This window comes from Phocaeicola barnesiae DSM 18169 = JCM 13652 (assembly GCF_000374585.1).
Lineage (GTDB): Bacteria > Bacteroidota > Bacteroidia > Bacteroidales > Bacteroidaceae > Phocaeicola > Phocaeicola barnesiae.
The window spans coordinates 69,250-92,586 of record NZ_KB894646.1 but is presented as its reverse complement, the minus strand read 5'-3'; the positions used below and the strand labels follow the sequence as shown (position 1 = coordinate 92,586).

Below are 23,337 nucleotides of genomic sequence, written 5' to 3'. Positions count from 1 at the left end.
AATGTAGGAAATTTCTTCGTCAAACCATGCAAACCGTGCGGAAATAGCGTTCCAAATCGTCCGGGAATGAAACCAAAGAGACCTTAAAAGTCCTTTCCCGGCTGACCGGTTATGCCGTCGTTCTCTATTTTTTCCGTATATTTGTGCATTCACCTTTAAAAACAAGATTCATGAAACAAAAAAACAAGAACCTGACATTCCAAGATGTGAAAGCTCTTTTCGAAACCGATTTGACAGATCTCTGCACCCTGGCCAGGGCATGCAGCGATGTTGATTCATTCAAAAGCAAACTTACCGACTATCTGAAGTCGGATGCCGTGATACCGGATAGGCCGGCCGTGCGTAACCTGGAGCACCTGCTGGCATACGACGGAAAGACTGTGTGCGAACTTTCGACCGGGGAAGAAGTTCCGGTACGGACCCTTACGATGTGGTGGGAATGGCTGACGGCACAACCTTCGGCCGAAACACCGAGTCTGGATTTCCTGCTGGATGTGTACCATCAGTTCCGCCGCCTGTATGTGCCGGAACCGGAAAAGCCCACCAAGGAACAGGTCCGGAAATGGATGCGCCGGTGGCCGGGAGGACTGGACGAGGACGTGAAGCACATCCGTCGGGCGAACAAGGCACGCATCATCGACATGCTGGTGAAACGTATCGAACACGTACATGCCGCGAACAGCCGCTATTCCTTTGCCGAGGGAATGACCTACGAAGAAAAAGTGGACAAGGTAAAGGAATGGTGGTACGATTACCGTTTCCAGCTGGCCATGGCGGCCCGGAGCGTCCGGGAAATCAACAAGGCACTGGACCATACCTTGCCGGATGAGCTGGTCCGTCTGTATCACGAAGCCCGGAAAAAGGGAATCCCGGTCTTTGTCACCCCCTATTACCTGTCGTTGCTGAACCCCTACGATACGGGGTATGACGACGCTTCCATCCGTTCGTATGTGCTGTATTCGGCCGAACTGGTGGAGACCTTCGGCCGGATACGTGCCTGGGAGAAGGAGGACATCGTGGAAGCCGGGAAACCCAATGCGGCCGGCTGGCTGCTTCCTGAAGGACACAACATCCATCGCCGTTACCCGGAAGTGGCCATCCTGATTCCGGATTCGATGGGAAGGGCCTGCGGAGGATTGTGCGCTTCCTGCCAACGCATGTACGATTTCCAGAGCAAGCGGCTCAACTTCAATTTCGAGAAGCTGAAGCCGAACGAGACGTGGGAGCACAAGCTGCACCGCCTGATGAAGTATTTCGAGGAGGATTCCCAACTTTGCGACATCCTGATAACGGGTGGCGATGCCCTGATGAGTCAGAACAAGACCTTGCGGAATATCCTGAACGCGGTGCTGAAGATGGCCCGCAACAAACGGGCGGCCAACCGGAAGCGTCCCGACGGACAGAAGTACGCGGAGATGAAGCGGGTACGTCTGGGTAGCCGGTTGCCGGTCTATCTGCCGATGCGCATCAACGACGAGCTGCTGGAGATTCTGGCCGATTTCAAGGCGGCCGCCGAGAAGGAGGGCATCACCCAGTTCTATCTCCAGACCCATTTCCAGAGTCCGCTGGAACTGACACCGGAATCGAAGGAAGCTATCCGACGCATCCAGTCGACGGGGTGGACCGTGACCAATCAGCTGGTGTTCAACGTGGCGGCTTCCCGACGCGGACATACGGCCAAGCTCCGTAAATTGTTGAACGAATACGGAGTGTTCTGCTATTATACTTTTTCTGTCAAAGGGTTCCGCGAGAATCATGCGGTCTTTGCACCCAATAGCCGCTCGATGCAGGAGAGTTGTGAAGAGAAGGCCATCGGGAAAATCGGTGCGGACGAAGAGCAGGCTTTCTTGGAACAATATGCCGCCAGCCGTTTCAAAAGCTCGGAAATCCGGAAGTTCTGCTCGGAAAAGGAGATTCCGTTCCTGGCCACCGACCGGAACGTGCTGAACCTGCCGGGTATCGGGAAGAGCATGACGTTCCAACTGGTGGGCATTACGGCCGACGGTTGCCGGATGCTGAAGTTCAGTCATGACGGGACTCGCCGTCATAGCCCCGTGGTCAATCACGAGGAAGCGGTGTTCATCCGGGAGAACAAGTCGGTGCACGCGTATCTTTGTCAGTTGGAGGGCATGGGCGAACGTACCGAGGACTATGAGAGTATCTGGCGTTATACCGAAGGGGAGACTGAACGGCGGTTCCAGTTGTATCAGTATCCGTTGCAGGAACCGGGGGTGACTTCGGAGTTTACTCATGTCTGAGCCCTTTTACTTTTTCTTTTGGGTGTCCAAAAGAAAAAGGTAACAAAAAGAAAAAACGCCGCCTCAAAACTAAGGCCGGAATATTTATTCAATCTATTCCGCTCATTTTTTAGGCTCTTTGGGGGATTTGAAGTAATGTTATTTCGATTACGTCTTCATGTAGGGGCGCACGCTTCGTGCGTCTGCCTCTTCATCGACTGATGATACATTTTAGTTCGTGTATGATATATATGTCCTGACTCCTTGTATAGAGACAATTAAAAGGTCTGTTATATGTAATACGGTATTCCGGACGCACGGACCGTGCGTCCCTACTTATCAACGGAATTGTATGATTTTGCAAAATCAACTATAAACCATGCAAATACCTTGTAAGGAATTTTGCGGATGACGGGGAAATGAGTAATTTTGCCGGCTCGAAAACCCGAATCGATGAAAAGAAAGGAATACAGAAAAACAGGGTGGTTCCTACTGCTGCTGTTCTCATTATACTGGTGCGGTATCACACTGTTCACCCACTCGCACGTGGTGAACGGAGTGGTCATCGTGCACTCGCATCCTTTCCATACCGGGCATGCCCATACGAAGGCTCAATACGAGACCATTCTCTATCTGTCTGCCATCGTTTCTTCGGGTAATGAATCCACTTCGGTAGATTTACCTTTGTGGCTGATTCTGCTTGCCGTTCTGATAGTCAACCCGACGAGCGGCAAACCTGTGCTCCGTGAAAGCCGGAGCCATTACCTGCGGGCTCCTCCTGTTCGTCTGTAAGTCTGAAAAGTGCCGTTTCTGGCGTGAAACGGCTGTAAATGAATTACAAACGAAACATTAAACTCATGAAAATACTTACCATTATCTTATGGGGAGCAATTTGTATATTGTTTCCACAACACGCGTATGCGTATGAACCGGTGACTGACGGGTCGGATGCGAACCTGATCGGTCACGTAGTAGACAAATATTCGGGAGAGCATCTGCCGTTCATCAGTGTGGCCTTGAAGGGAACTACCATCGGAACCACTACGGATGCCACCGGGCATTATTTCATGAAGAACCTGAAAGAAGGGACATTTACCGTGGTAGTCTCTTCGGTAGGGTACAAGACGGTACAGAAGGAGGTCGCCCTGAAGAAAGGTCAGACCATCGAGTTGAATTTTGAAATCGAAGAGGACCTGATTGCCATCGAGGGAGTGGTGGTTTCGGCCAACCGGAACGAGACGACCCGACGCATGGCGCCGACACTGGTGAACGTGATGTCGATGCAGACCTTCGAGAATACCAATTCCACCTGTCTGGCGCAGGGACTGAACTTCCAGCCGGGAGTGCGGGTGGAGAACAATTGCCAGAATTGCGGGTATCAGCAGGTACGTATCAACGGACTGGACGGTCCGTATACTCAGATTCTGATTGATTCGCGTCCTATCTTCAGCGCACTCTCGGGCGTATATGGGCTGGAACAGATTCCGGCCAACATGATTGACCGCGTGGAAGTGATGCGTGGCGGCGGCTCAGCCCTGTTCGGCTCATCGGCTATTGCGGGTACCATCAACATCATCACCAAGGAACCGAGCCGTAACTCGGCACAACTTTCACACACGCTGACCGGTATCGGCGGATTGAATGTGTTCGAGAACAATACGATGGTGAACGCCTCGCTGGTGACGGATGACCAGAAGATGGGGCTGGCGCTTTTCGGTCAGAACCGCGAACGGAGCGGCTACGACCACGACGCTGACGGATATACGGAACTTCCGAAGCTGGAGAACCAGACGGTGGGTTTCCGTTCGTACATCAAGACCAGCACCTATTCGAAACTGACTTTCGAGTACCATCATCTGGAGGAGTTCCGCCGGGGTGGCGACATGCTGGACCGTCCGGCTCACGAAGCGAACATCGCCGAACAGACGGAGCATAGCATCAATACCGGGGGACTGAAATTCGATTATTTCTCACCCAACGAGAAACATCGCCTGGGTGTGTATGCTTCGGCCCAGCACATCAAACGTGACAGCTATTACGGAGGCGGACAGGACCTGAATGCCTACGGCGCGACGACCGACCTGACTTGGGTTGCCGGAACACAATACGGTTTCCATTTTGACCGTTGCCTCTTCATGCCGGCCGACCTGACCGCCGGTCTGGAATACAACCAGGACAATCTGAAGGACAACATGTGGGGCTACAAGCGGTATACGGACCAGGAGGTGCGCATCGTGAGTGCCTTCGCCCAGAACGAATGGAAAAACGACCAATGGAGTTTCCTCATCGGCGGCCGTCTGGACAAGCACAACCTGCTGGACCATCCGGTATTCAGCCCGCGTGTGAACCTGCGCTATAATCCGACCGAGAACATCAACCTGCGTGCCAGCTATTCGTTCGGTTTCCGTGCGCCGCAGGCCTTCGACGAGGACCTGCACATTGCCAACGTGGGTGGAAACGTGTCGATGATCAAACTGGCCGATGACCTGAAGGAAGAGAAATCGCAGAGCTTGAGCCTCTCGGCCGATATGTACCATAGCTGGGGCGACTGGCAGGGCAACCTGTTGGTGGAAGGTTTCTATACCGACCTTTCGGACGTGTTTGCCCTGACCGACCTGGGTGTGGAAAACGGGGTGCTGATGATTGAACGTGGCAATGAGAAAGGAGCCACGGTATACGGATTGACGGTGGAAGGTAAGCTGGCTTGGCGCAACATCTGGCAATTGCAGGCCGGAGTCACCCTCCAGAAAGCCGAGTACAAGGAAGCCCGTTCGTGGAGCGATGCCGGCGATGTGGCTCCGGAAAAGCGCATGTTCCGTACACCGGATGCCTACGGCTATTTTACGATGACCTACAACCCGATTACGCCGTTGACCGTGGCATTGTCGGGTACCTACACCGGAAGCATGCTGGTGGAACACCACAAGGGATATATCTCGGAAAACCGGACGGAAAAGACCCGCAAGTTCATGGATGTGGGGCTGAAAGTAGGGTATGATTTCAAACTTTACAAGAGCATCAACCTGCAGGTAAACGCGGGTGTACAGAACCTCTTCAATGCGTACCAGGATGATTTCGACCAGGGTGCCGACCGTGACTCGGGCTACATCTACGGACCGGGCATGCCGCGTTCGTATTTTGCCGGAATCAAGTTGAGCTATTGACGAGAAGTTTATAATGTTGTGTAAGGGCGAGGGATTCTCGCCCTTACTTGTTGAATGGGGCTTTATATCGGGCATGATGGGGCATCCGGATTTTGGGGCTCGAATGTGTTTATTAGGACGCACAAGCCGTGCGTCCCTACATTTTTGTTTCGGTCAACTGGTATCTACTTACCTAGGCAATTCCATGACAAAGCGGGTACCTTTATCCAGTTCCGATTCTACGTAGATTCGTCCGCCGTGCAAGGAAACAACCTGGCGGCACAGGCTGAGTCCGATACCCGAACCGTTCGGTTTGGTGGTAAAGAAGGGGACGAAGATACGTTCCTTCACTTCGGGTAAAATCCCCTCTCCATTATCCGATACAAGGAAACGGATGCCGTTTGCCATCGGCTCCGCAACCACTTCCACTTCCGGTGACGGCCGCCGGCTACAGGCTTCGCGGGCATTCTTCAGGAGATTCAGGAAGACCTGTTCCATCTGAGGTCTATCAGCGTTCCAGACCATTCCTTCTTTTGCTACCCGGAAACGGACGTAGTGCTCGGCCACCAAACCTTTCAAATCTTCAAAGAAAGCATCCACTTCGATGCAGGTCTTGACCGGGGGTGAGACACGGGTCAGCTTCCGGTAATTCTCTACGAACTCCATCAGTCCCTTGCAACGCCGGTGGATGATGTCCAGTCCCTGCGAAATGGAGGTACGGGTGTGTTCGCTCTGCGGATATTCCCGGCTCCGTTCGCTCAAGGTATCCGACAAGGAGATAATCGGTGTGATGGAATTCATGATTTCGTGGGTGAGTACCCGGATCAGTTTCTGCCATGCCTCCATCTCCGTCTTTTCTAATGCCGAATGGATATTCTTCAAGGTGATGATGCTGCGTTCCCTTCCTTTGATGGTAATCAGTGTAGACGAGACGGCCAGTTCCAGGCCGGGTGTCTGGTTGTTCAGGCGGACAATCTGATGATGTTGTTCCAGTGCTTCGGGAATCTCGCCGGGAAGGGTAGCTGTATCGCCCAACAGGTGAAGCGCCGCCTTGTTCATCCAGTCAATCCTTCCGGTAGCGCTACAGACGATGACTGCCGTGTCTACCTTGTTCAAGAGATTCTCGTAATACTGGTATTTGGCTTCCTCATTCAGCAGATTCCCCTTAAGTTCCTGGATGACCTTCGTCAGTTCCGAAGAAAGTTCCCGGATTTCCTTGTCAGCAAAGGCCGGCGGAACGATACCGCTGAAATCCTTCCGTTTCAGACAGGCGATGGTCCGCTTCAGGTTCTCCACCGTTCTCCGCTGGATGCGGTACATGCTGAAGCAGATGCCGATACTTATCAATGTACAGGCGAAGCTGGAAAACAAAAGCCCGTGCACGAAGCCGACTACCCCTACGGCAACGCAGACTACCAGGGCGAGGATGTGGGTCAGGAGGCAATACGAGAAGGTTTTCATAGGCTACAGGTTCAGTTTGTCGATTTTCCGGTAAAGGGCGAAACGGGTAATGCCCAACATTTCGGCGGCCAGGGAATAATTTCCTCCACTCTGACGGAGCGCCCGTTCGATGGCCCGGCGTTCCAGTTTCTCCAGGTTCAGTTCCTCGTCATCGAAATCCCTGGCTTGTCCTTTCTGCTTCGGCAGGAGGAAGTCTTCGGGGCGCAGGATGTGGTTCTCGCTCAAGATGACCGCCCGTTCGAGGATGTGCTGAAGCTCGCGTACATTGCCCGGCCAGGCATACTTCAGCAGCTTGTTGCGGGCTTCGCGGTTCAGTCCGGTGATGGATTTATGGTATTTCCGGTTGTAGGTATCCAGGAAATGCTGGGCCAGCAGGATGATGTCTTCTCCCCGTTCACGGAGCGGAGGGATGTGCAACTCGATGGTATTGATGCGATAAAGCAGGTCCTGACGGAACGAGCCTTCGTGTACTTTATCCGGCAACTGGGCATTGGTGGCACAAATCAGCCGCACATCGATATGGACAGGCTCTACGGCACCCAGGCGGACAATCTGCCGTTTCTCCAGTGCCGTCAGCAATTTGGCCTGCATCGGAAGCGACAAGTTCCCGATTTCATCGAGGAAAAGCGTGCCGCCCGAAGCCATTTCCATCCGTCCGGGCTTAGCTTTATGGGCATCGGTAAAGGCCCCTTTCTCATAACCGAAAAGTTCACTCTCGAACAACTGTTCCGGAATGCTCCCCAAGTCGATGGTGACGAAGGCTTCCGTAGCACGGGGAGAGAAATGTTTCAGCATCCGGGCCACCAAATCCTTTCCGGTACCGTTTTCGCCCAGAATCAGGATATTGGCATCTGTATCCGAGAGACGGAAAATCGTGTCCTTGACTTGACGCATGGCCGGAGATTCGCCGATGAGTTCAGGCAGGGAAGCATCGTTGCGCAAAGCCGTAACCTGTTCCTGCAGGCGGTCTACTTCTTTTCTGGACTTGCTGAGCTTGACGGCCGAGAAGAGGGTAGCGAGTAGCTTCTCCTTCTCCCACGGTTTCGAAATGAAATCGGTGGCACCGGCCTTGATGGCCCGGACCGCTTTCTCCGTATCGGAATAGGCGGTCATGAAAATCACAATCGCTTTCGGGTCGATACCCAGAATCTCTTCCAGGTAATCAAAACCTTCCTGTCCGCTGATGGCATCGCGGCAGAAGTTCATGTCCAGCAGGATGACATCGGGCTGGAAGGTTTCCATGAAGTGTTTGATGCGTGTGGGTTGCGTGGTAACCTTAATCTTCTCCATGTAAGGCTCCAGCAACAGGTTCAAGGCGAACAATACGTCTTCGTTATCGTCTATAATCAGAATTTTTCCTTTTTCTTCCATTTCCTTGGGTGTGGTGGTATTCATGCGTATGTTGTATTATGCAGACAAAGATACGATAAAATCCGTTGTGTTGTGTGTGCGATTTCGCACGATTTTTGTGCGGAATCGCACGGAAACGATGAATAGAAAGTTATTATATCTGTCTGATAATTAACAGGTTGTTTCGATGGCACGGTTTTTGAATCTGTCTATGTGTAAAATTGCATGAAATGACGACTATGAAAAGAAAATGGATGCTATGGCTGTTGGCCTGTTCCGGAATTACCCTTTCGGCACAGACGGAAACAGATAGGCAGGTATTTACCCTCGACCATGCCATCGCATTGGCGCAGGAGCAATCGCCCGAAGCGCAGGCGGCCCGACATACGTATCGGTCGGCCTATTGGAGCTACCGCTCTTTCCGGGCCAATTACCTGCCTTCGGTATCGCTTATATCCAACCCGTATCTGAACCGACAGATTAATAAGGTAACTCAGCCGGACGGAACCGAATTATTCATCAGGCAAAACCAGCTCAGTACGGATTTGGGGCTTCAGATTAGTCAGAACCTTTCACTGACGGGCGGTAATTTCTTTGTCCAGACCTCCAGCCAGCGCATGGATGAACTGGGAACCGGAGCAACTGCCTATAGTACCCAACCGATATCCATCGGCTATAGCCAGTCCCTCTTCGGGTACAATTACCTGAAATGGGACAAACGCATTGAGCCGGTCCGTTTCCGTGAGGCGGGGAAAGCCTACGCGGAAACGTTGGAACTCATTGCTTCGAAAACCTGCGAACTGTTCTATTCGTTGGCAACCGCCCAGACGAACCTCAACATTGCGGCCGCGAACTATGCATCGGCCGATACCTTGTACCGATATGCACGCGGACGGTATAACATCGGGAATATCACCGAAAACGAGATGCTGCAACTGGAGGTGAACAAGCTGAACGAAGAAACGAACCTGATGCAGGCACGCATCGAAGTGGAGGATGCCATGCTGACGTTCCGTTCCTTTCTGGGAATCCGGGAAGATGTGACGATAGAAGTAGAACCTTCGGACAGTCTTCCTTCGTTCGAGATTCCGTTGGATGAAGCGCTCCGACAGGCATACGCCAACAGCCCCGACATGGATATGTATCAGCGACTCCGCCTGGAAAGCCGTAGTCAGCTGGCTTCGGCCAGGGCTTCCCGGGGACTGAAGGCAGACCTGTATCTGCAATTCGGCCTGTCGCAGACATCGGACAAGTTCAAGGAATCGTATCGTGACCCGCTCGACCAGCAATACGTCAGTCTTTCCATCGCCATTCCGATATTGGACTGGGGAAGAGGAAAAGGAAAGGTGCGTGTGGCGAAATCGCAGGTAGAACTGGTAGAAACCCAAGTGGCACAGGGAATGACCGATTTCGAGCTGAATGTACGCAAGATGGTGCGACAATTCAACCTGCAAGGCCGGCAAGTGCTGGTAGCCGCCAAGACGGACCGTACGGCACAGAAACGTTATGAAGTGGCCTTGCGGCTGTACCTGTTGGGCAAATCAACCATCCTCGACCTGAACGCCGCCACTACCGAAAAGGATGCGGCACGCCGGAACTATATGACGGCCATGCAGACGTACTGGACGCTTTATTACGGCCTGCGGAGCATGACGCAGTATGATTTTGAACACGACCGTCCGTTGTGGCATAATCTTCCGACCGAGCTATAGGGCACTTATAAGCATGCTATTACCGGTAAGTTGCTCAGTTAATAGTAGAGTGAGAGCCTGTATAGAATGACTAGTATTAGTGAGAATTGATATACTAACATTGATAGTCAATTTGAAAATAATCCGGCCTCTGTTTTGAGGCGAAAGAGCGGAGAATCGGATTCCGATGAAAAGAAGCGCAGGCTGTTTGAGCGAAGCGAGTTCCTGCGCTTCCGGCGGAAGACGTTTCGTAGCCGCCTCAAAACTGCAGCCGGCGTTTTTTCTTTTTGTTATCTTTTTCTTTTTGACGTCAAAAAGAAAAAGTAAAAGCGAACTTAAAAACTAAAACCTATGGATATAAAACTGGAAAAGAAACCCTGGTACATCCGTTACCGCTATAGCCTGATAGGCGGCATAGTCCTGCTGGCCGGACTCATCTATGTCATTGTATTGGCGGCAGGTCCCCGTCGGTTACGCATCAAGCTGGAGAATGTGCAGACCGCCGAAGTGCGTCATGCCGACTTCCTGGAATACGTAGATGTAGAAGGTATCGTACAACCGATTATGACCATCATTGTCAATACCCGTGAAGAGGGGAATGTACACCGCATCGTAGCCGAGGAAGGCAGGCTTATGAAACAAGGAGACACCATTCTGATACTTACCAATCCGAACCTGATGCGTGACATCGAAGACCAGCAGGATGAATGGGAGAAACAACGTATCTCTTACCAAGAGAAGGAACTGGAGATGGAGCAGAAGAGCTTGACCCTGAAGCAGCAGACGCTGGAAGCGGAATACGAGTTGAATAAAATCCGCAAGAGTTATGCCCTCGAAAAAGAAGAATATACGATGGGCATTCGTAGCAAAGCCCAACTGGAAGTCTCGGAAGATGAATTCAACTACAAGACGGCGTCCACCCGCTTGAAACTACAGAGCCTGCGTAGCGACTCGGCCATGACGGTTATCCGGAAGGAACTGCTTCGGAATGACCTGGAACGGGAATATAAGAAGATGGAACGGAGTCAGAATCGGGTAGAGGAACTGGTAGTCCGTGCTCCGATTGACGGGCAACTGAGTTTCGTGAAAGTGACTCCCGGCCAGAAAGTCGGTGCCGGAGAGAACATTGCCGAAGTGAAGGTGATGGACCAGTTCAAGATACACACCTCGCTCAGCGAGTATTACATCGACCGGGTTACTACCGGACTTCCTGCCACCATTTCTTACCAGAACCGGAAATATCCGCTGAAGGTTACGAAGGTGGTACCTGAGGTGAAGGACCGCATGTTCGAGGTAGACCTGGTATTCACGGACAGCCTGCCGGAAAATGTCCGTCTGGGAAAGAGCTTCAGGGTGCAGATTGAACTGGGACAACCAGAAAAGGCGTTGGTGGTTTCACGCGGCAATTTCTACCAGCAGACAGGTGGAAACTGGATTTACAAATTGAATGCCGACAAGACCCGTGCGGTGAAAGTACCTATCACCATCGGGCGCCAAAACCCCGTCCAGTATGAAATTACCGAAGGGTTACAACCCGGCGATTGGGTAATTACGACAGGATATGATAACTTTGGCGACGCGGAAGAGCTGGTACTTTAGGGAATTAATAATTAAAAATTAAAAACGAGGGGACTGGTCAACTGGTATCAGATGTCTAGTCAACTAAAAGATAACGAAGATATGAAAACATTGATTTATGCCTGGCGTTTCCTGACACGCGCCAAATCGTATACTATCATCAACCTGATAGGTTTGTCGTTCAGTCTGGCTTGTTGCATTGTCTTGACACGATACCTTCACCAAGAGCAGACGGTAGATACGCATTGTATCGACCGGGAACATGTGTATGGAGTGAAAAACATAGTCATGGGAAACGCTTATCAGGGACAGGTTGTCAATCAACAGGATAGCGTATGGATTGATCCGACGTGTATCGAACATTATACCCAGGTAATACCGCTGAATCAGGACTATGTGCTGGAAGGGAATCACCGCTTCGCGGCAAGAGTCATCGTAACGGACAGTGTATTCCTGCAACTGTTCCATTACCCGTTGGTTCAAGGTAAATCCTCCCTGGCAGCTCCCAACTCGGCGTTGTTGATGAAGGATTTTGCCACCAGGGTATTCGGGGAAAATACGAATCCGGTAGGAAAAGTCCTGCGGTATTCCAACGGTAAGGATGTAATCGTAGAGGGCGTGCTGGACCGCCCATCCAACAAGACCTCCCTGAATTTTGACCTGATTCTTTCCCAACGGTTATCGGATGATAATGCATGGAATCGGATGGAACTTGAATTTTATACATTCTTCCCGGGAACGGACATGAATCACCTGGCTGAAATCGGCAGGATTCCCCGTTATATCAATCCTCCGCAATATGACAGCCGGAAATTTACTTTTGAATTCATTCCGGTAGAGGACATCTATTGGGACCGGAGCATGCAGCATGATGAAACCGATATGTTTGTTGTAGGGAATCGTTTTTACTTCTGGATATTATGGGGGGTATATGTACTGTTATTGCTTGCCGGTGTCCTTAATTTCATCAATATCTATCTGATTACGATGCTACGGAGGGGTAGGGAATACGGTCTGAAGAAGGTTTTCGGAGCCAGAGGGAGTCATCTTTTCCGGCAGATATGGACCGAAAACTTCCTGTTGGTAGGAAGTGCTCTGTTCATTGCCTGGGTACTTGTCGAACTCTCACATCCCTGGATGAATCGGTTGTTCGGTGATACCATCAGCTATTCGCCCTTCGACCTGTGGCTATCGGTAGCTCTGTTGGTTTTCTTACCGGTACTGGTTTCGATATATCCGTATCTGAAATATACGTTGGCTTCTCCTTTGGTATCAATCCAATCTGTCAACATGGGCAGGCAGTCAATCCGTTCGCGTATGGTATTCCTTTGCGTACAATATGTATTGACCTTTCTGCTGGTTCTCCTATCGTTCTATTTCAATGGGCAATTGAATCTGATGCTTGAAACGGATCCCGGATTCCGTACGAAAGATATTGTGATAGCCCGACTCGTCTACGAATCCAATGACTATAGCAGCTATACTCCAGAAAGCATCCGGCAGCGCCAGCAACGGGTTAAGGCTTTGGACGACAAAATGAATGCCTGTCCCGATATAGAAGCCTGGGAAGCCAGTTTTGCGGACATTCTGAACGGTGACTATGAAGATGTTTTCATAAATGGACAGGGAGAGAAGATGAAACTGACTATGCGTATGGCCTCACCTCATTTTTTTGAGGTGTATGACATCGGTTTTGTGGAAGGAGCCTTGCCTGATATGTCTGAAGATAGGGGGCTGTTCAGCGCCGTCGTATTGAATCAATCCGCTTTAAAGGCAATGGGATATGAAAGTTGCAGGGATGCCGTCATCAAGGAAGAGACTCCTATGGCGACACGTGGATTAGGTAACAGCTCTTTATCGGTATCGGCCGTAGTAAAAGACTATTATGGAGGACATCTTTCACTGGGGAAGAAACCTACCGCGTATTTTGTTGGAAATTCCATGAGCGGAGATGTCTATCAGATAGCCTGTGTTCCCGGTAAGCTGGATAAGGTATTGGAATATCTTCGGAAAACGGAACAGGAAATTTACGGTAGCGAGGATTTTGAATATCAGATTCTGGAAGAAAATATCCGGAAAATCTATGATACTGACCGGAGGGTAGCTTCTGTCTATACGCTATTCGCCGCTATTACTATACTGGTATCCAGTCTGGGATTGTTCGGCATATCGTTGTTCGACATTCGTCAGCGGTACCGTGAAATCGGTATCCGGAAAGTGAACGGTGCACAGAAAAAAGATTTATATCGGTTGCTTTTCCGTAAGTATCTATGGTTATTGGGAGTTGCCTTTATCATTGCTATACCTGTCGCCATAACCTTCATCTATCGTTATACGGAAAATTTTGCGGTCAAGGCACCGTTGAGTATCGGAATTTTCCTGTTGGCTATCGCAATTGTGGCCGTAATTTCGATGGGAACTTTGTTCTGGCAAGTGAACCGTGCGGCACGGATCAATCCGGCAGAGGTAATTAAGAGGGAATAAGACTTAATCAGTTAATAATTAATAATTAAAAGTTAAAAACGAGGAGTCTAGTCAACTAGTACCTGAAACCTGGTCAACTAAAATATAACGAAGAAATGAAAACACTGATTTATGCCTGGCGCTTTCTGACACGCGCCAAATCGTATACCATCATCAACCTGTTGGGCTTGGCGTTCAGCCTGGCTTGCTGCATGGTACTGATAAGGTACCTGCATTACGAACTGACGGTTGATGCAAACTGTATTGATTCCAAGAACATCATCGTTCCTTTGCGGGATATAGAAGGTAACATTTACCCCAGTGACAATCCGAAACCCACAGAAAAGGTGAACTGGGGTATCTCCGATGATTACATCATAGATCGTTGCCGGCTGTTTACCCTTGAAAATGAAAACATCATCCAGGGGGAGGTGAACTACCGGACGCGTCTGCTGGCCGCTGATTCCACGTTTTTCCATTTCTTCCGTTATCCGGTAATAGCGGGCGAGGCTGTACTTGATACGCCCGATGCCGCCATTCTGACCCGCAGCTATGCCAGACAGTTGTTCGGTGAGAAGAACCCGATAGGAGAGGTACTGGAGTATAGTGGTAAGATGCTTACCGTGCGTGGTGTGATTGATCGCCCTTCGTGCAAGACCAGCTGGGATTTCGATTTGCTTATCTCCTTGAATCACAGAGATGATTGGAGGCAACTGAACATCGAACTGATGCGTGTGTTACCCGGACTTGATTTGAATGAAGTGAACGCCCGCAGCAATGTCTACCATGAAAATGTCTACCATGAACAGGTGCGCTATCGTTTTATCACTTGGAAGGACTTTTACTTCGAACCGACTGTAGCCGATAAGTATAAAAGCATCCTGCATTTCGGTAACCGTCACTACTTATCCATTCTGTCGGTTGTGACTGTGCTGCTGTTTCTTGTGGGTGTGCTCAACTTCATCAACCTATACTTGGTATTCATGATGAAACGCACGCGCGGATACGGCATCAAGAAGGTGTTCGGTCTGAGCCGTAGAGCACTCTTTGTGGAAATCTGGCTGGAAAACTTCCTGCTGGTGGCAGCCTCGCTCTTTGTGGCGTGGGTGCTGGTTGAAGTGACACAAAGCTTCTGCGTACAACTGTTGGGAGAAACCGTAACCTATACGGTTTTCGACCTTTGGCTATCCGTAGGTATTCTGGTATTACTTCCGTTATTTACTTCAGTCTATCCTTGGCTGAAGTATGGTTATAACCGTCCGATTACCTCCATGCGGAACCTGTCATCGTCACGCATGTCTGTAGCTACACGTATTGTCTTTTTGGGTATACAATATGTCATAACCCTGTCACTTATCATTGTTTCCATCTATTTCAAGAGGCACTTTGATTTGCTCATCGAGACATCTCCAGGCTATCGGACAGAGGGAAACGTGCGGGTGGAATTAGCGCATGAGACTACGACTTTCGGTTTGGATGCAGCATATTGGGAGCGACAGAAACTAATCCGTGAAAAACTGAACGAATGTCCGCATATCGACTTCTGGACTTGTACCTCGTCTATGATACAACAGAAAAGTCACTCCATCTGTCAGATTCTGAACGACCGGAACCAGTCTGTCCCCATGCTGACGTGCTACGTGACAGCCGATTTCTTCCGCCTCTACGACTTGAAGGTGGTGGACGGGCAGATACCCGAAGGTATTACCCAATTCGTTAATCAGCAGATGGTACTGAACCGTGCAGCCATGAAGGCATTGGGATATAGAAACCGTGAGGAAGCCTTTGTGCGGAGTGAAACTCCTTTATGGATCAGCGAGTCACAAAGTGGAGAAATAGAGGAAGGAGGCACTTCATTAATGCCGGTTGCTGCCGTCATCGAGGACTATTACCCGGGACATTTGTCCGAAGGAATCCGTCCGATGGCTTTTCTTGTGGGGCCCGAGTTCTGGATGGGACATACACTGATACGGGCCAAAGAAGGACGGGAGAAGGACTTGCAGGAATATCTGCGCCGCATCGTAAAGGATATGTATCATACGGACGATTTCATTTATGAACGGCTGAAGGACATGACCGCACAATTATATAAGGAAGACCGTCATATCGCTCGTGTCTATTCCACCTTTGCGCTGGCTGCTATCCTTGTTTCTTGTTTGGGACTGTTCGGCCTGTCGCTGTTCGACATTCACCGGCGCTATAAGGAGATAGCCGTACGTAAAATTAATGGAGCACAAATGCTGGATATCTGTCTGCTTCTTTCCCGCAAGTATCTACTGGTGCTGGCAACAGCTTTTGCCATAGCCGTACCATTGTCTGTTGTTTTCATTTTGAATTATACCGAAGGCTTTTCTGTCAAAGCTCCGATGGACGCAGGTATGTTTCTGTTGGCCTTGTTAGCAGTGGCGGTTATTTCGATGGGTACTTTGTTCTGGCAAGTGAATCGTGCAGCACAGATTAATCCGGCAGAAGTAATAAAAAGAGAGTAAATTAGTTAACAAGTGGACGAGGATGTAGAAGGACGAGATTCGTATAAGCCTTGTCCTCGTAGCCTGGAGCCATGTTCCCTTGTCAACTAAAAAATAAAAGAAAAGAAATATATGATACTACATTACTTGAAAATCGCTTGGCGGAATCTGTTGAAGTACCGTACACAGAATATCATCTCCATTATCGGATTGGCGGTGGGTCTGTTCAGTTTCACTGTCTGCTTTTATTGCAGTCGTTTCATAGAGTCCAGAGACCATTGTTTTATCAATCACGGTCGGATTGCGCAACTGTGTCTGTACGATTCTACGGCTGGGCATTATTTCTCCGGTACTCCGGTTCCATTGTCGCATGACTTGCGTAATTTGACCGATCAGTTGGAGGCTGTATCGTTTGTGGCCTATCCGAGAGAGTGTCCTTTCGACATCGAAGTGAAGCCCGGCAAGTCATTGCCTTATGAACTCCGGAGGATGGAAACAGACGGTCTGTATGCCCGTCTGTTCACTCCCCGTATTCTGGCCGGAAGTTGGATAACGGCCAGCCATACTCCCAATGCGTTGGTAATGACCCGCAAGACAGCAGTCCGTATCTTCGGAAATATAAATGAAGCGATCGGAAAAACATGTACCATGACCCGAAAACTTCCTACTTCACCGGAGTCTACTCCTTTTGAAGGAGGTATTGTATACACCATACAGGCTGTAATGGAGGATACACCGATGAACAATTCCCTTCATTTCATGGAAACGCTAGATATGCTGGTATTGAACGATAGTGAAGGAGTACTTCAGAGTCCCAAGAACCGGGAGATGACAGGAGGAAACACGTATGCCCTGCTTAAGCCTGAAGTAGACTTCCGTCAACTGGAAACGGTCTTGGCAGAACGAATCTCTACCTGGCAACTGTATGGAACGACTTATAAAGTGAAGGAGTTTCCCATCGGACAGCTCCCTACGTTCAACCGTGGGCTGTCTGTCGCCAGCGGAATAACTGCCGCAATGGGACTGCTCATCCTGTTGGTAGGTCTGGTCAATTTCTTCCACTTCCTGATAGGGTCTTATTTCAACCGGACCAGGGAATTCAGTCTGATGAAGGTGAACGGATGCAAAGATCGGCAGCTCTTCTACCTGTTGTTTACCCAATCACTGCTTGTAATGCTGATAGCCTCGTTGTTGATGTTATGCGGTATCGAACTGACCGAAGGACGGATGGACTACTCGCTTCAATTCTTCTCCATGACATTCGATAAGACCTTATTGCTGGAACAGGCTGCACAATATATCCTTCTGCTGATTGTCTTGTGTTCAGTTGTCTGTGGGGTTTCTACGATACGTATACGCCGTATGACGATACAGACCGGCCTGAGAGGCGAACAACATCACCGGCAAAAACATCGGGGACGTAACCTGATGCTGGGAATGCAGTTCTTCATCTGTTGGGCCTTCGTAACGCTGACCGCAGGATTGTATCTACAGGCTGAGAAGACCAGCAGTACGCTGTTGAATACGTTATCTAGGCAGGAGAAAGCTTCCATCCTCAGTATTCCGTTAGGTTATCAGTTCCTGACTCAGGCAGACAAGCAACAACTGATAAACCGTTTCAAAAGCCATGCCGCTGTCAAGGATGTTCTGCTGGCGGATATCGGTTATCTTCAGGGAATGTCCGGTAATTGCATGATGACTGAAAAAGATAATCAGGACTCATGGATAGAAGTAAACATTATGTCCGTGCCAAAAAATTTCTTTACATTCATGAACATACCGCTGGAACAGGGACACGGTCTGAATACGGCGACAGACATGGTGGCTGACCGTACCTGGCAGCAACGGATGGAGAAGGATGTGATGGGAATGACTCTTTACGATTCGCAACGTGGGTATACGGTGTGTGGTATTTGTCCGTCTTTCCAGAACGATACATATACTCAAAGTGTCGGGTTTGTTTTCATCAGCAGTGAGAATTTCAACGGTTATATCGGACATTGCTACCTGAAATGTGAGAGCGGACAGGCAGATGCTGTTCGGACCTGGGTGGAACAGGTACTTCGGGAAAGCTTGCCGGAAAGTGTTACCGCACAAGTAAATACCTTGACAGATGATATCCGTGAAGATCAACCTTTGGAAAATAAGCTGAAAGACATCGTCTTGTTTTTTGCCATAGTCAGTATCGTTCTTACGTTGTTGGGGGTCTATTCCAGTATTACGCTCGATACAGAACGCAGACAGAAGGAAGTGGCTATCCGTAAAGTGAACGGAGCAGGTGTCTCACAGATTATCTTGCTTTTCGCCCGTCTGTATATTATCCTGCTGACAGGAAGTGCGGTATTAGCCTTCCCTTTGCTCTACTTCGCACTGATGCAATGGAAACGGATGTATACTGTATTCTTTGATTGCGGCTTCTTTTTCTGGGCAGGCATCTTCATATTTGTGGCTGTAATCACGACCTTGACCGTTATCTTCCGTATTCTACGGATTGCCCGACAGAATCCGGCAGAGGTAATTAAGAGGGAATAGAGCTTGATCAATTAAAAATGAATAATTAATAATTAAAAACAAAGGTTCTGGTCAACAGGTATCTGATACCTGGCCAACAATAAGAAGACTAATTATGATACTGAATGTAACACTGAAAATGATTGTACGGAGCTGGTGGCGGAACAAGGTGTTTTTCCTTGTCTCTGTGGCCAGTTTGGCCTTGGGATTGGCCTGTACCAACCTGCTGATGACTTATTTTATACACGAACATGGATTGGAAGGAGATAACCCTGACCGTGACCGCATCTTTTTCCTGCAACAGGATGATCCGATGACGGAGGGAAAACGAGTGGCTTTTGCAGCGGCCGAAATACCTTGGCAACTGAAAAACAGTTATGCCGAGGTGGAGGATGTCTTGTGCTTGGGCAAATTGGATTTACTCTACTGCAAAGTGAATGAACAGAAGGTGGAAAGAGGCTTCATGATGCTGTCTGCTGATACAACGTTAACGCGTTTTTTCGATTATCGTACCGCAGAAGGTAGTTTGGAACAAGTACTTCGCCAACCTGGTAAGATGGCTTTAAGTGCTACCTGCGCCAGGAAACTCTTTGGAAGCGGACAGGCTCTGGGGGAACAGGTGGAAGTACACATGCGGTTCGGTGAAACCCGGACTTACGAAGTGGCGGCGGTGCTCAAGGAACGCGAACAGTCGCTTCTGCATTTCGACATGTTGATTGCTCATGATCCCGACTTCTTCTGGGGTGGAGTTCCCTTGCTGAAACTTTCTGAAGGAACAGATGCCACTCGTTTGGCCGACAAGATAAACGCCGATAAGGTGCCTACCCTGATGCCTGACCAGACGAAGTATTATCTCGATCCGTTGGACGCCATCTGCTTTACTACACCAGATGACGCTTCACAGCAAGTCCTCGAGTTTATCAGCCAGACCCCCGTACAGACACTTTATATCAGTCTGCTGGCCGCGATACTGATATTGATTATTGCCTGTTGTAACTATACGAATATGAGTCTGAGCCGTCTGTTGCAACAGTTGCGTATGATTCATGTGGAAAAACTGATGGGAGGAACGTTGCAGCACATCCGTATGCAACTCTTCGGAGACGCGTTTCTGACGGTAATCCTGGCGTTCGGCGTATCGTTGCTGCTGATAAATGATTGCCTGGCTATATTTAATGACTTGGTAGGGGCACAGCTTACGATGGGTTTCTTTTTCAGTAGTCAGGCATTACCATGGTTGCTCGTTTTTGTTCTGCTGATGTCCGTCATACCGGCATGGTACATCAGCCGGAAATTGTCCCGATTGTCTTTCAGTGAATATCGCACGCTCTATAGCGGACGACGCAAGCAACGTTTCGTAGCTGTGCTGGTGACGGTTCAGTTTGTTATCTCCATCGGCCTGCTGCTGGCTACACTTGTTGCCCGCAAGCAGATGTCCTTCACCGGACAACAAGCTTTGCGTTATAAGGACTGCATCGAAATTGGAGATGCGTTTGGTGCTCCACTGGCACCTTTCAAGGCTGAACTGGAAAAGCAGGTAAGGGGTATTGAATCCATGACGCTCTCCAAAGCTTCCATACTGAATGCCTGGATACGTCAACTGACCATTCAGGTTCCTGGCGGTGAGGAAGTACGCACAAACCTGTTGACACTGGAAGGCGATACTACGCTGCTTCATACTTTGCGTATCGAACAGTTGAGTGGTGACCGGCCAAACCGTCTCTTGGAACAGAAGATACGTCCGGTACTGGTAAATGAAAGTTTTATCCGCTTACTGGTACCCGTAGATACAGAAGTAATCGGACATTCCTTACGTGAGTTTGATCCAGAAGCAAGTGACAGCCTGGCGGTAGTAGCAGGTGTCGTACGGGATTTTGCGGTGAACTCGTTGGAAGAATCGGTAACACCACTTGTCATCAGCCTATTGTCAACAACCGATTTACAGAAAGGATTTTATTTGCAAGTTCGTTTGCAACCTGAAAACCGTGCGGAAAGCCTGCGACAGATAGAAGCTGTATGGAGCAAGTTTTATCCCGGTCAGCCTTTCCAATATACAGATATGCACCAGGAGTTTATGAAGCGTAACGAAAAGGTACTTTCATTGTCGCACATCCTGACGTTCTATGCCCTTATCGGTCTGCTGCTGACAGGCTTCGGTCTGTTCGGTATCTCTTGGTATGCTACCCGTCAACGTGTACGCGAAATCAGTATCCGAAAAGTACACGGTGCTACACGCGGACAGATTATCTGGTTACTCAACAAGCCCTTCTGTCTCTATGCGGTGATAGCCTATGTAGTAACTATGCCTATTACCTGGTGGTTCATGCAACGCTGGCTGGAGCAGTTCGCTTATCGCGCCTCCCTTTCGGCAGGTATTTTCATATACCCATTGCTGATTATATGGGGTGTCTCGGCCCTCATCGTCTGCTTTCAAGGCTGGATGCTGAGCCGGGTGAAGCCGGTGGAGGCGATGAAGAATGAATAAATGAAGAATTGAAATATAAAGCATGATTCAAGTAAAACAAATAACATTGAAGATTATGATTAAGACCGTAAATTTGCAGAAAATCTTCCGTACAGAGGAAGTTCAGACATTGGCCTTGAACAATGTAAATATTGAAGTAGAGAAAGGAGAGTTTGTTGCCATCATGGGACCATCCGGTTGTGGAAAATCTACCTTGTTGAATATCCTGGGGCTGCTGGATAACCCTACAAGCGGAAGCTATTTCCTGAATGGAACAGATGTTTCCAAATTCACGGAATCTCAGCGCACGAATATCCGTAAAGGAGTTATTGGTTTCGTTTTCCAGAGCTTTAACCTGATTGATGAACTGAACGTGTATGAGAACATCGAACTGCCATTGCTTTATATGGGAGTTCCTTCATCGGAACGGAAAAAGAGGGTGGAAGAGGCTATGAAACGGATGGACATCATGCACCGCGCCAAACATTTCCCCCAACAGCTTTCCGGAGGACAACAGCAGCGTGTGGCGATCGCCCGTGCCGTAGTAGCGAATCCGAAACTGATTTTGGCCGATGAGCCTACCGGTAATCTGGACTCCAAAAACGGCAAGGAGGTGATGGAGCTCTTGAGCGAACTCCATAAAGAGGGAACTACCATCGTTATGGTGACACACTCCAAACACGATGCCGGATATGCCGGACGAATTATCAATCTGTTTGACGGTGAGGTGGTAGCCGAACTGAACCTGTAAAAGATTGTTCCAATTAATAAATACAAAGGACAGTACTCCCTTGATGGATGCACTGTCCTTTGTATAGCTTTTGGGGCAAACGTGTATTGCATGACTACGACATGTGGATAGTCATTGTTTTTGTTTATTTTCTTCTTTTTCTATTATTTTGCATACCTTATCTATTTCTCTAAGTGAAGGCATAATTTCAGGGTCTATCCATGTAAGAAAATCACTGATTATCGCATACATACCTTTTACATAAGAGAAATCACATTTCCTGTTTACAAAACATATCGGCTCATTATGGTTGATGCGGTTACGCAGTTCACGAACCTGCACTATAATATCGTTAATCTCCTTGCGTCCAAATCCCGAAGGCAACTTCTTAAAAATCCGGCAGGGTACACCAGCCAAAAGCGCATAGTGGTGCGTTTCATAAAAGCTGTTCCAGAAGCCCAGTGTCTGTTCGGCTATTACTCTGCCAGTCGTAACCCTGACACCCCGATCGGCAATTTTCTTTTCTGCCTTCAGAACCTCTTTCAATATATAGTCATTGGTAACTTTTTTCTTTGTCCGCTTGTTCGTATATGTCAGGGAAGGAGCAATCATGAATCCAGCCTTCTGGTTGATAATCCAGTTGCCATCGGAGAAATGGTGTGCCAGCGCATAATGCAGCTGGTTACGCAATATAACCTCAAATGAAGACAGTAATGGATGAAACGCCTGTGCTATCTTCATGTTGGCAAAATAGAGCATGACCGCCTTGTTTTTGTTGCGGTTGGTCGCCCTGTAATATTTGGCGACCCTCGAATTGGAATATAATCTGACTACTTTTTTATATTTCATTTTGCATATTCAAATAAAAGCAGTATCTTTGTATCGTAATGCTTGGTAAAGCCTCTGTTATCAAAACACGTAACCAAGTCAAGGATATACCCGTTCATCAAGAACGGGTTTTTTCGTGTATGACCATCCCTTTGTTTTACCATGCAAAAATAGCGAAAAAAGAAGGAAAAGCAGCTTTGTGGTAGAAAAAATACAAGAATAAAAAGCACTGTATCACTTGAGGTGTGATATAGTGCTTTTTGACTTTCATAAGTTTATGAATATATCCAATATATAAATTTCATTCTGCCTTAAGAAGTATTCTTTCATACCAATTCCGTAAAATCGTTACAAGTATCTGTAATACGTATACACAAAGTACCAATTATCGCCGTAAATTTGTTTCCAGAAGA

Annotated in this window: 14 protein-coding genes; 11 read left to right on the top strand and 3 right to left on the bottom strand. The window is 48.8% G+C overall.

The window, feature by feature from the left end:
* Positions 1 to 170 precede the first annotated feature (170 nt).
* The 3 genes from C510_RS0105410 to C510_RS0105400 all read left to right on the top strand — a co-directional run bounded on the left by C510_RS0105410 (position 171) and on the right by C510_RS0105400 (position 5,401).
* Positions 171 to 2,258: a KamA family radical SAM protein gene (locus C510_RS0105410; RefSeq protein WP_018710318.1), complete on the top strand. Its 2,088-nt coding sequence runs from the start codon at positions 171 to 173 to the stop codon at positions 2,256 to 2,258.
* Positions 2,259 to 2,690: 432 nt separating this feature from the next.
* Positions 2,691 to 3,029: a hypothetical protein gene (locus C510_RS17700; RefSeq protein ID WP_018710317.1), complete on the top strand. Its 339-nt coding sequence runs from the start codon at positions 2,691 to 2,693 to the stop codon at positions 3,027 to 3,029.
* A 65-nt stretch (positions 3,030 to 3,094) separates the two neighbouring features.
* Positions 3,095 to 5,401: a TonB-dependent receptor gene (locus C510_RS0105400; protein ID WP_154651952.1), complete on the top strand. Its 2,307-nt coding sequence runs from the start codon at positions 3,095 to 3,097 to the stop codon at positions 5,399 to 5,401.
* Positions 5,402 to 5,569: 168 nt separating this feature from the next.
* On the opposite strand, the gene C510_RS0105395 is transcribed toward C510_RS0105400, so the two are convergent.
* Complete coding sequence (locus C510_RS0105395; RefSeq protein WP_018710315.1) at positions 5,570 to 6,841, bottom strand: sensor histidine kinase; 1,272 nt, start codon at positions 6,839 to 6,841, stop codon at positions 5,570 to 5,572.
* Between the two features lie 3 nt (positions 6,842 to 6,844).
* Entirely contained in the window at positions 6,845 to 8,212 is a 1,368-nt protein-coding gene (locus tag C510_RS0105390; protein WP_025893165.1) for a sigma-54-dependent transcriptional regulator, read from the bottom strand.
* 218 nt (positions 8,213 to 8,430) lie between these two features.
* Between C510_RS0105390 and C510_RS0105385 the strand changes: the two genes are divergently transcribed.
* From C510_RS0105385 to C510_RS0105355, 8 genes are all read left to right on the top strand, one after another.
* Positions 8,431 to 9,903 (top strand): TolC family protein, encoded by a 1,473-nt coding sequence (locus C510_RS0105385; RefSeq protein WP_025893167.1) that lies wholly within the window; start codon positions 8,431 to 8,433, stop codon positions 9,901 to 9,903.
* Between the two features lie 166 nt (positions 9,904 to 10,069).
* Positions 10,070 to 10,228, top strand: coding sequence for a hypothetical protein (locus C510_RS17300; RefSeq protein WP_154651951.1), 159 nt, complete (start codon positions 10,070 to 10,072; stop codon positions 10,226 to 10,228).
* A 5-nt stretch (positions 10,229 to 10,233) separates the two neighbouring features.
* Entirely contained in the window at positions 10,234 to 11,481 is a 1,248-nt protein-coding gene (locus C510_RS0105380) for an efflux RND transporter periplasmic adaptor subunit (RefSeq protein ID WP_018710312.1), read from the top strand.
* Between the two features lie 81 nt (positions 11,482 to 11,562).
* Complete coding sequence (locus tag C510_RS0105375) at positions 11,563 to 13,944, top strand: ABC transporter permease (protein ID WP_018710311.1); 2,382 nt, start codon at positions 11,563 to 11,565, stop codon at positions 13,942 to 13,944.
* Positions 13,945 to 14,039: 95 nt separating this feature from the next.
* Positions 14,040 to 16,412 (top strand): ABC transporter permease, encoded by a 2,373-nt coding sequence (locus tag C510_RS0105370; RefSeq protein WP_018710310.1) that lies wholly within the window; start codon positions 14,040 to 14,042, stop codon positions 16,410 to 16,412.
* Between the two features lie 111 nt (positions 16,413 to 16,523).
* Complete coding sequence (locus C510_RS0105365) at positions 16,524 to 18,923, top strand: ABC transporter permease (protein ID WP_018710309.1); 2,400 nt, start codon at positions 16,524 to 16,526, stop codon at positions 18,921 to 18,923.
* A 94-nt stretch (positions 18,924 to 19,017) separates the two neighbouring features.
* Positions 19,018 to 21,387 carry an ABC transporter permease gene (locus C510_RS0105360; protein WP_018710308.1) on the top strand — a complete coding sequence of 790 codons (2,370 nt, stop codon included), beginning with the start codon at positions 19,018 to 19,020 and terminating at the stop codon, positions 21,385 to 21,387.
* A 55-nt stretch (positions 21,388 to 21,442) separates the two neighbouring features.
* Positions 21,443 to 22,117 carry an ABC transporter ATP-binding protein gene (locus C510_RS0105355; protein ID WP_022340256.1) on the top strand — a complete coding sequence of 225 codons (675 nt, stop codon included), beginning with the start codon at positions 21,443 to 21,445 and terminating at the stop codon, positions 22,115 to 22,117.
* A 111-nt stretch (positions 22,118 to 22,228) separates the two neighbouring features.
* Here C510_RS0105355 and C510_RS0105350 read toward each other — a convergent pair whose 3' ends face one another.
* Complete coding sequence (locus C510_RS0105350; protein ID WP_244870452.1) at positions 22,229 to 22,855, bottom strand: hypothetical protein; 627 nt, start codon at positions 22,853 to 22,855, stop codon at positions 22,229 to 22,231.
* Positions 22,856 to 23,337: the final 482 nt, after the last annotated feature.

What these genes read in the sequence shown, in the direction of transcription:
- C510_RS0105410 (WP_018710318.1), top strand. Translation starts at nt 171, where the DNA reads ATGAAACAAAAAAACAAGAACCTGACATTCCAAGATGTGAAAGCTCTT.
- C510_RS17700 (WP_018710317.1), top strand. Translation starts at nt 2,691, where the DNA reads ATGAAAAGAAAGGAATACAGAAAAACAGGGTGGTTCCTACTGCTGCTG.
- C510_RS0105400 (WP_154651952.1), top strand. Translation starts at nt 3,095, where the DNA reads ATGAAAATACTTACCATTATCTTATGGGGAGCAATTTGTATATTGTTT.
- C510_RS0105395 (WP_018710315.1), bottom strand. Translation starts at nt 6,841, where the DNA reads ATGAAAACCTTCTCGTATTGCCTCCTGACCCACATCCTCGCCCTGGTA.
- C510_RS0105390 (WP_025893165.1), bottom strand. Translation starts at nt 8,212, where the DNA reads ATGGAAGAAAAAGGAAAAATTCTGATTATAGACGATAACGAAGACGTA.
- C510_RS0105385 (WP_025893167.1), top strand. Translation starts at nt 8,431, where the DNA reads ATGAAAAGAAAATGGATGCTATGGCTGTTGGCCTGTTCCGGAATTACC.
- C510_RS17300 (WP_154651951.1), top strand. Translation starts at nt 10,070, where the DNA reads ATGAAAAGAAGCGCAGGCTGTTTGAGCGAAGCGAGTTCCTGCGCTTCC.
- C510_RS0105380 (WP_018710312.1), top strand. Translation starts at nt 10,234, where the DNA reads ATGGATATAAAACTGGAAAAGAAACCCTGGTACATCCGTTACCGCTAT.
- C510_RS0105375 (WP_018710311.1), top strand. Translation starts at nt 11,563, where the DNA reads ATGAAAACATTGATTTATGCCTGGCGTTTCCTGACACGCGCCAAATCG.
- C510_RS0105370 (WP_018710310.1), top strand. Translation starts at nt 14,040, where the DNA reads ATGAAAACACTGATTTATGCCTGGCGCTTTCTGACACGCGCCAAATCG.
- C510_RS0105365 (WP_018710309.1), top strand. Translation starts at nt 16,524, where the DNA reads ATGATACTACATTACTTGAAAATCGCTTGGCGGAATCTGTTGAAGTAC.
- C510_RS0105360 (WP_018710308.1), top strand. Translation starts at nt 19,018, where the DNA reads ATGATACTGAATGTAACACTGAAAATGATTGTACGGAGCTGGTGGCGG.
- C510_RS0105355 (WP_022340256.1), top strand. Translation starts at nt 21,443, where the DNA reads ATGATTAAGACCGTAAATTTGCAGAAAATCTTCCGTACAGAGGAAGTT.
- C510_RS0105350 (WP_244870452.1), bottom strand. Translation starts at nt 22,855, where the DNA reads ATGCTCTATTTTGCCAACATGAAGATAGCACAGGCGTTTCATCCATTA.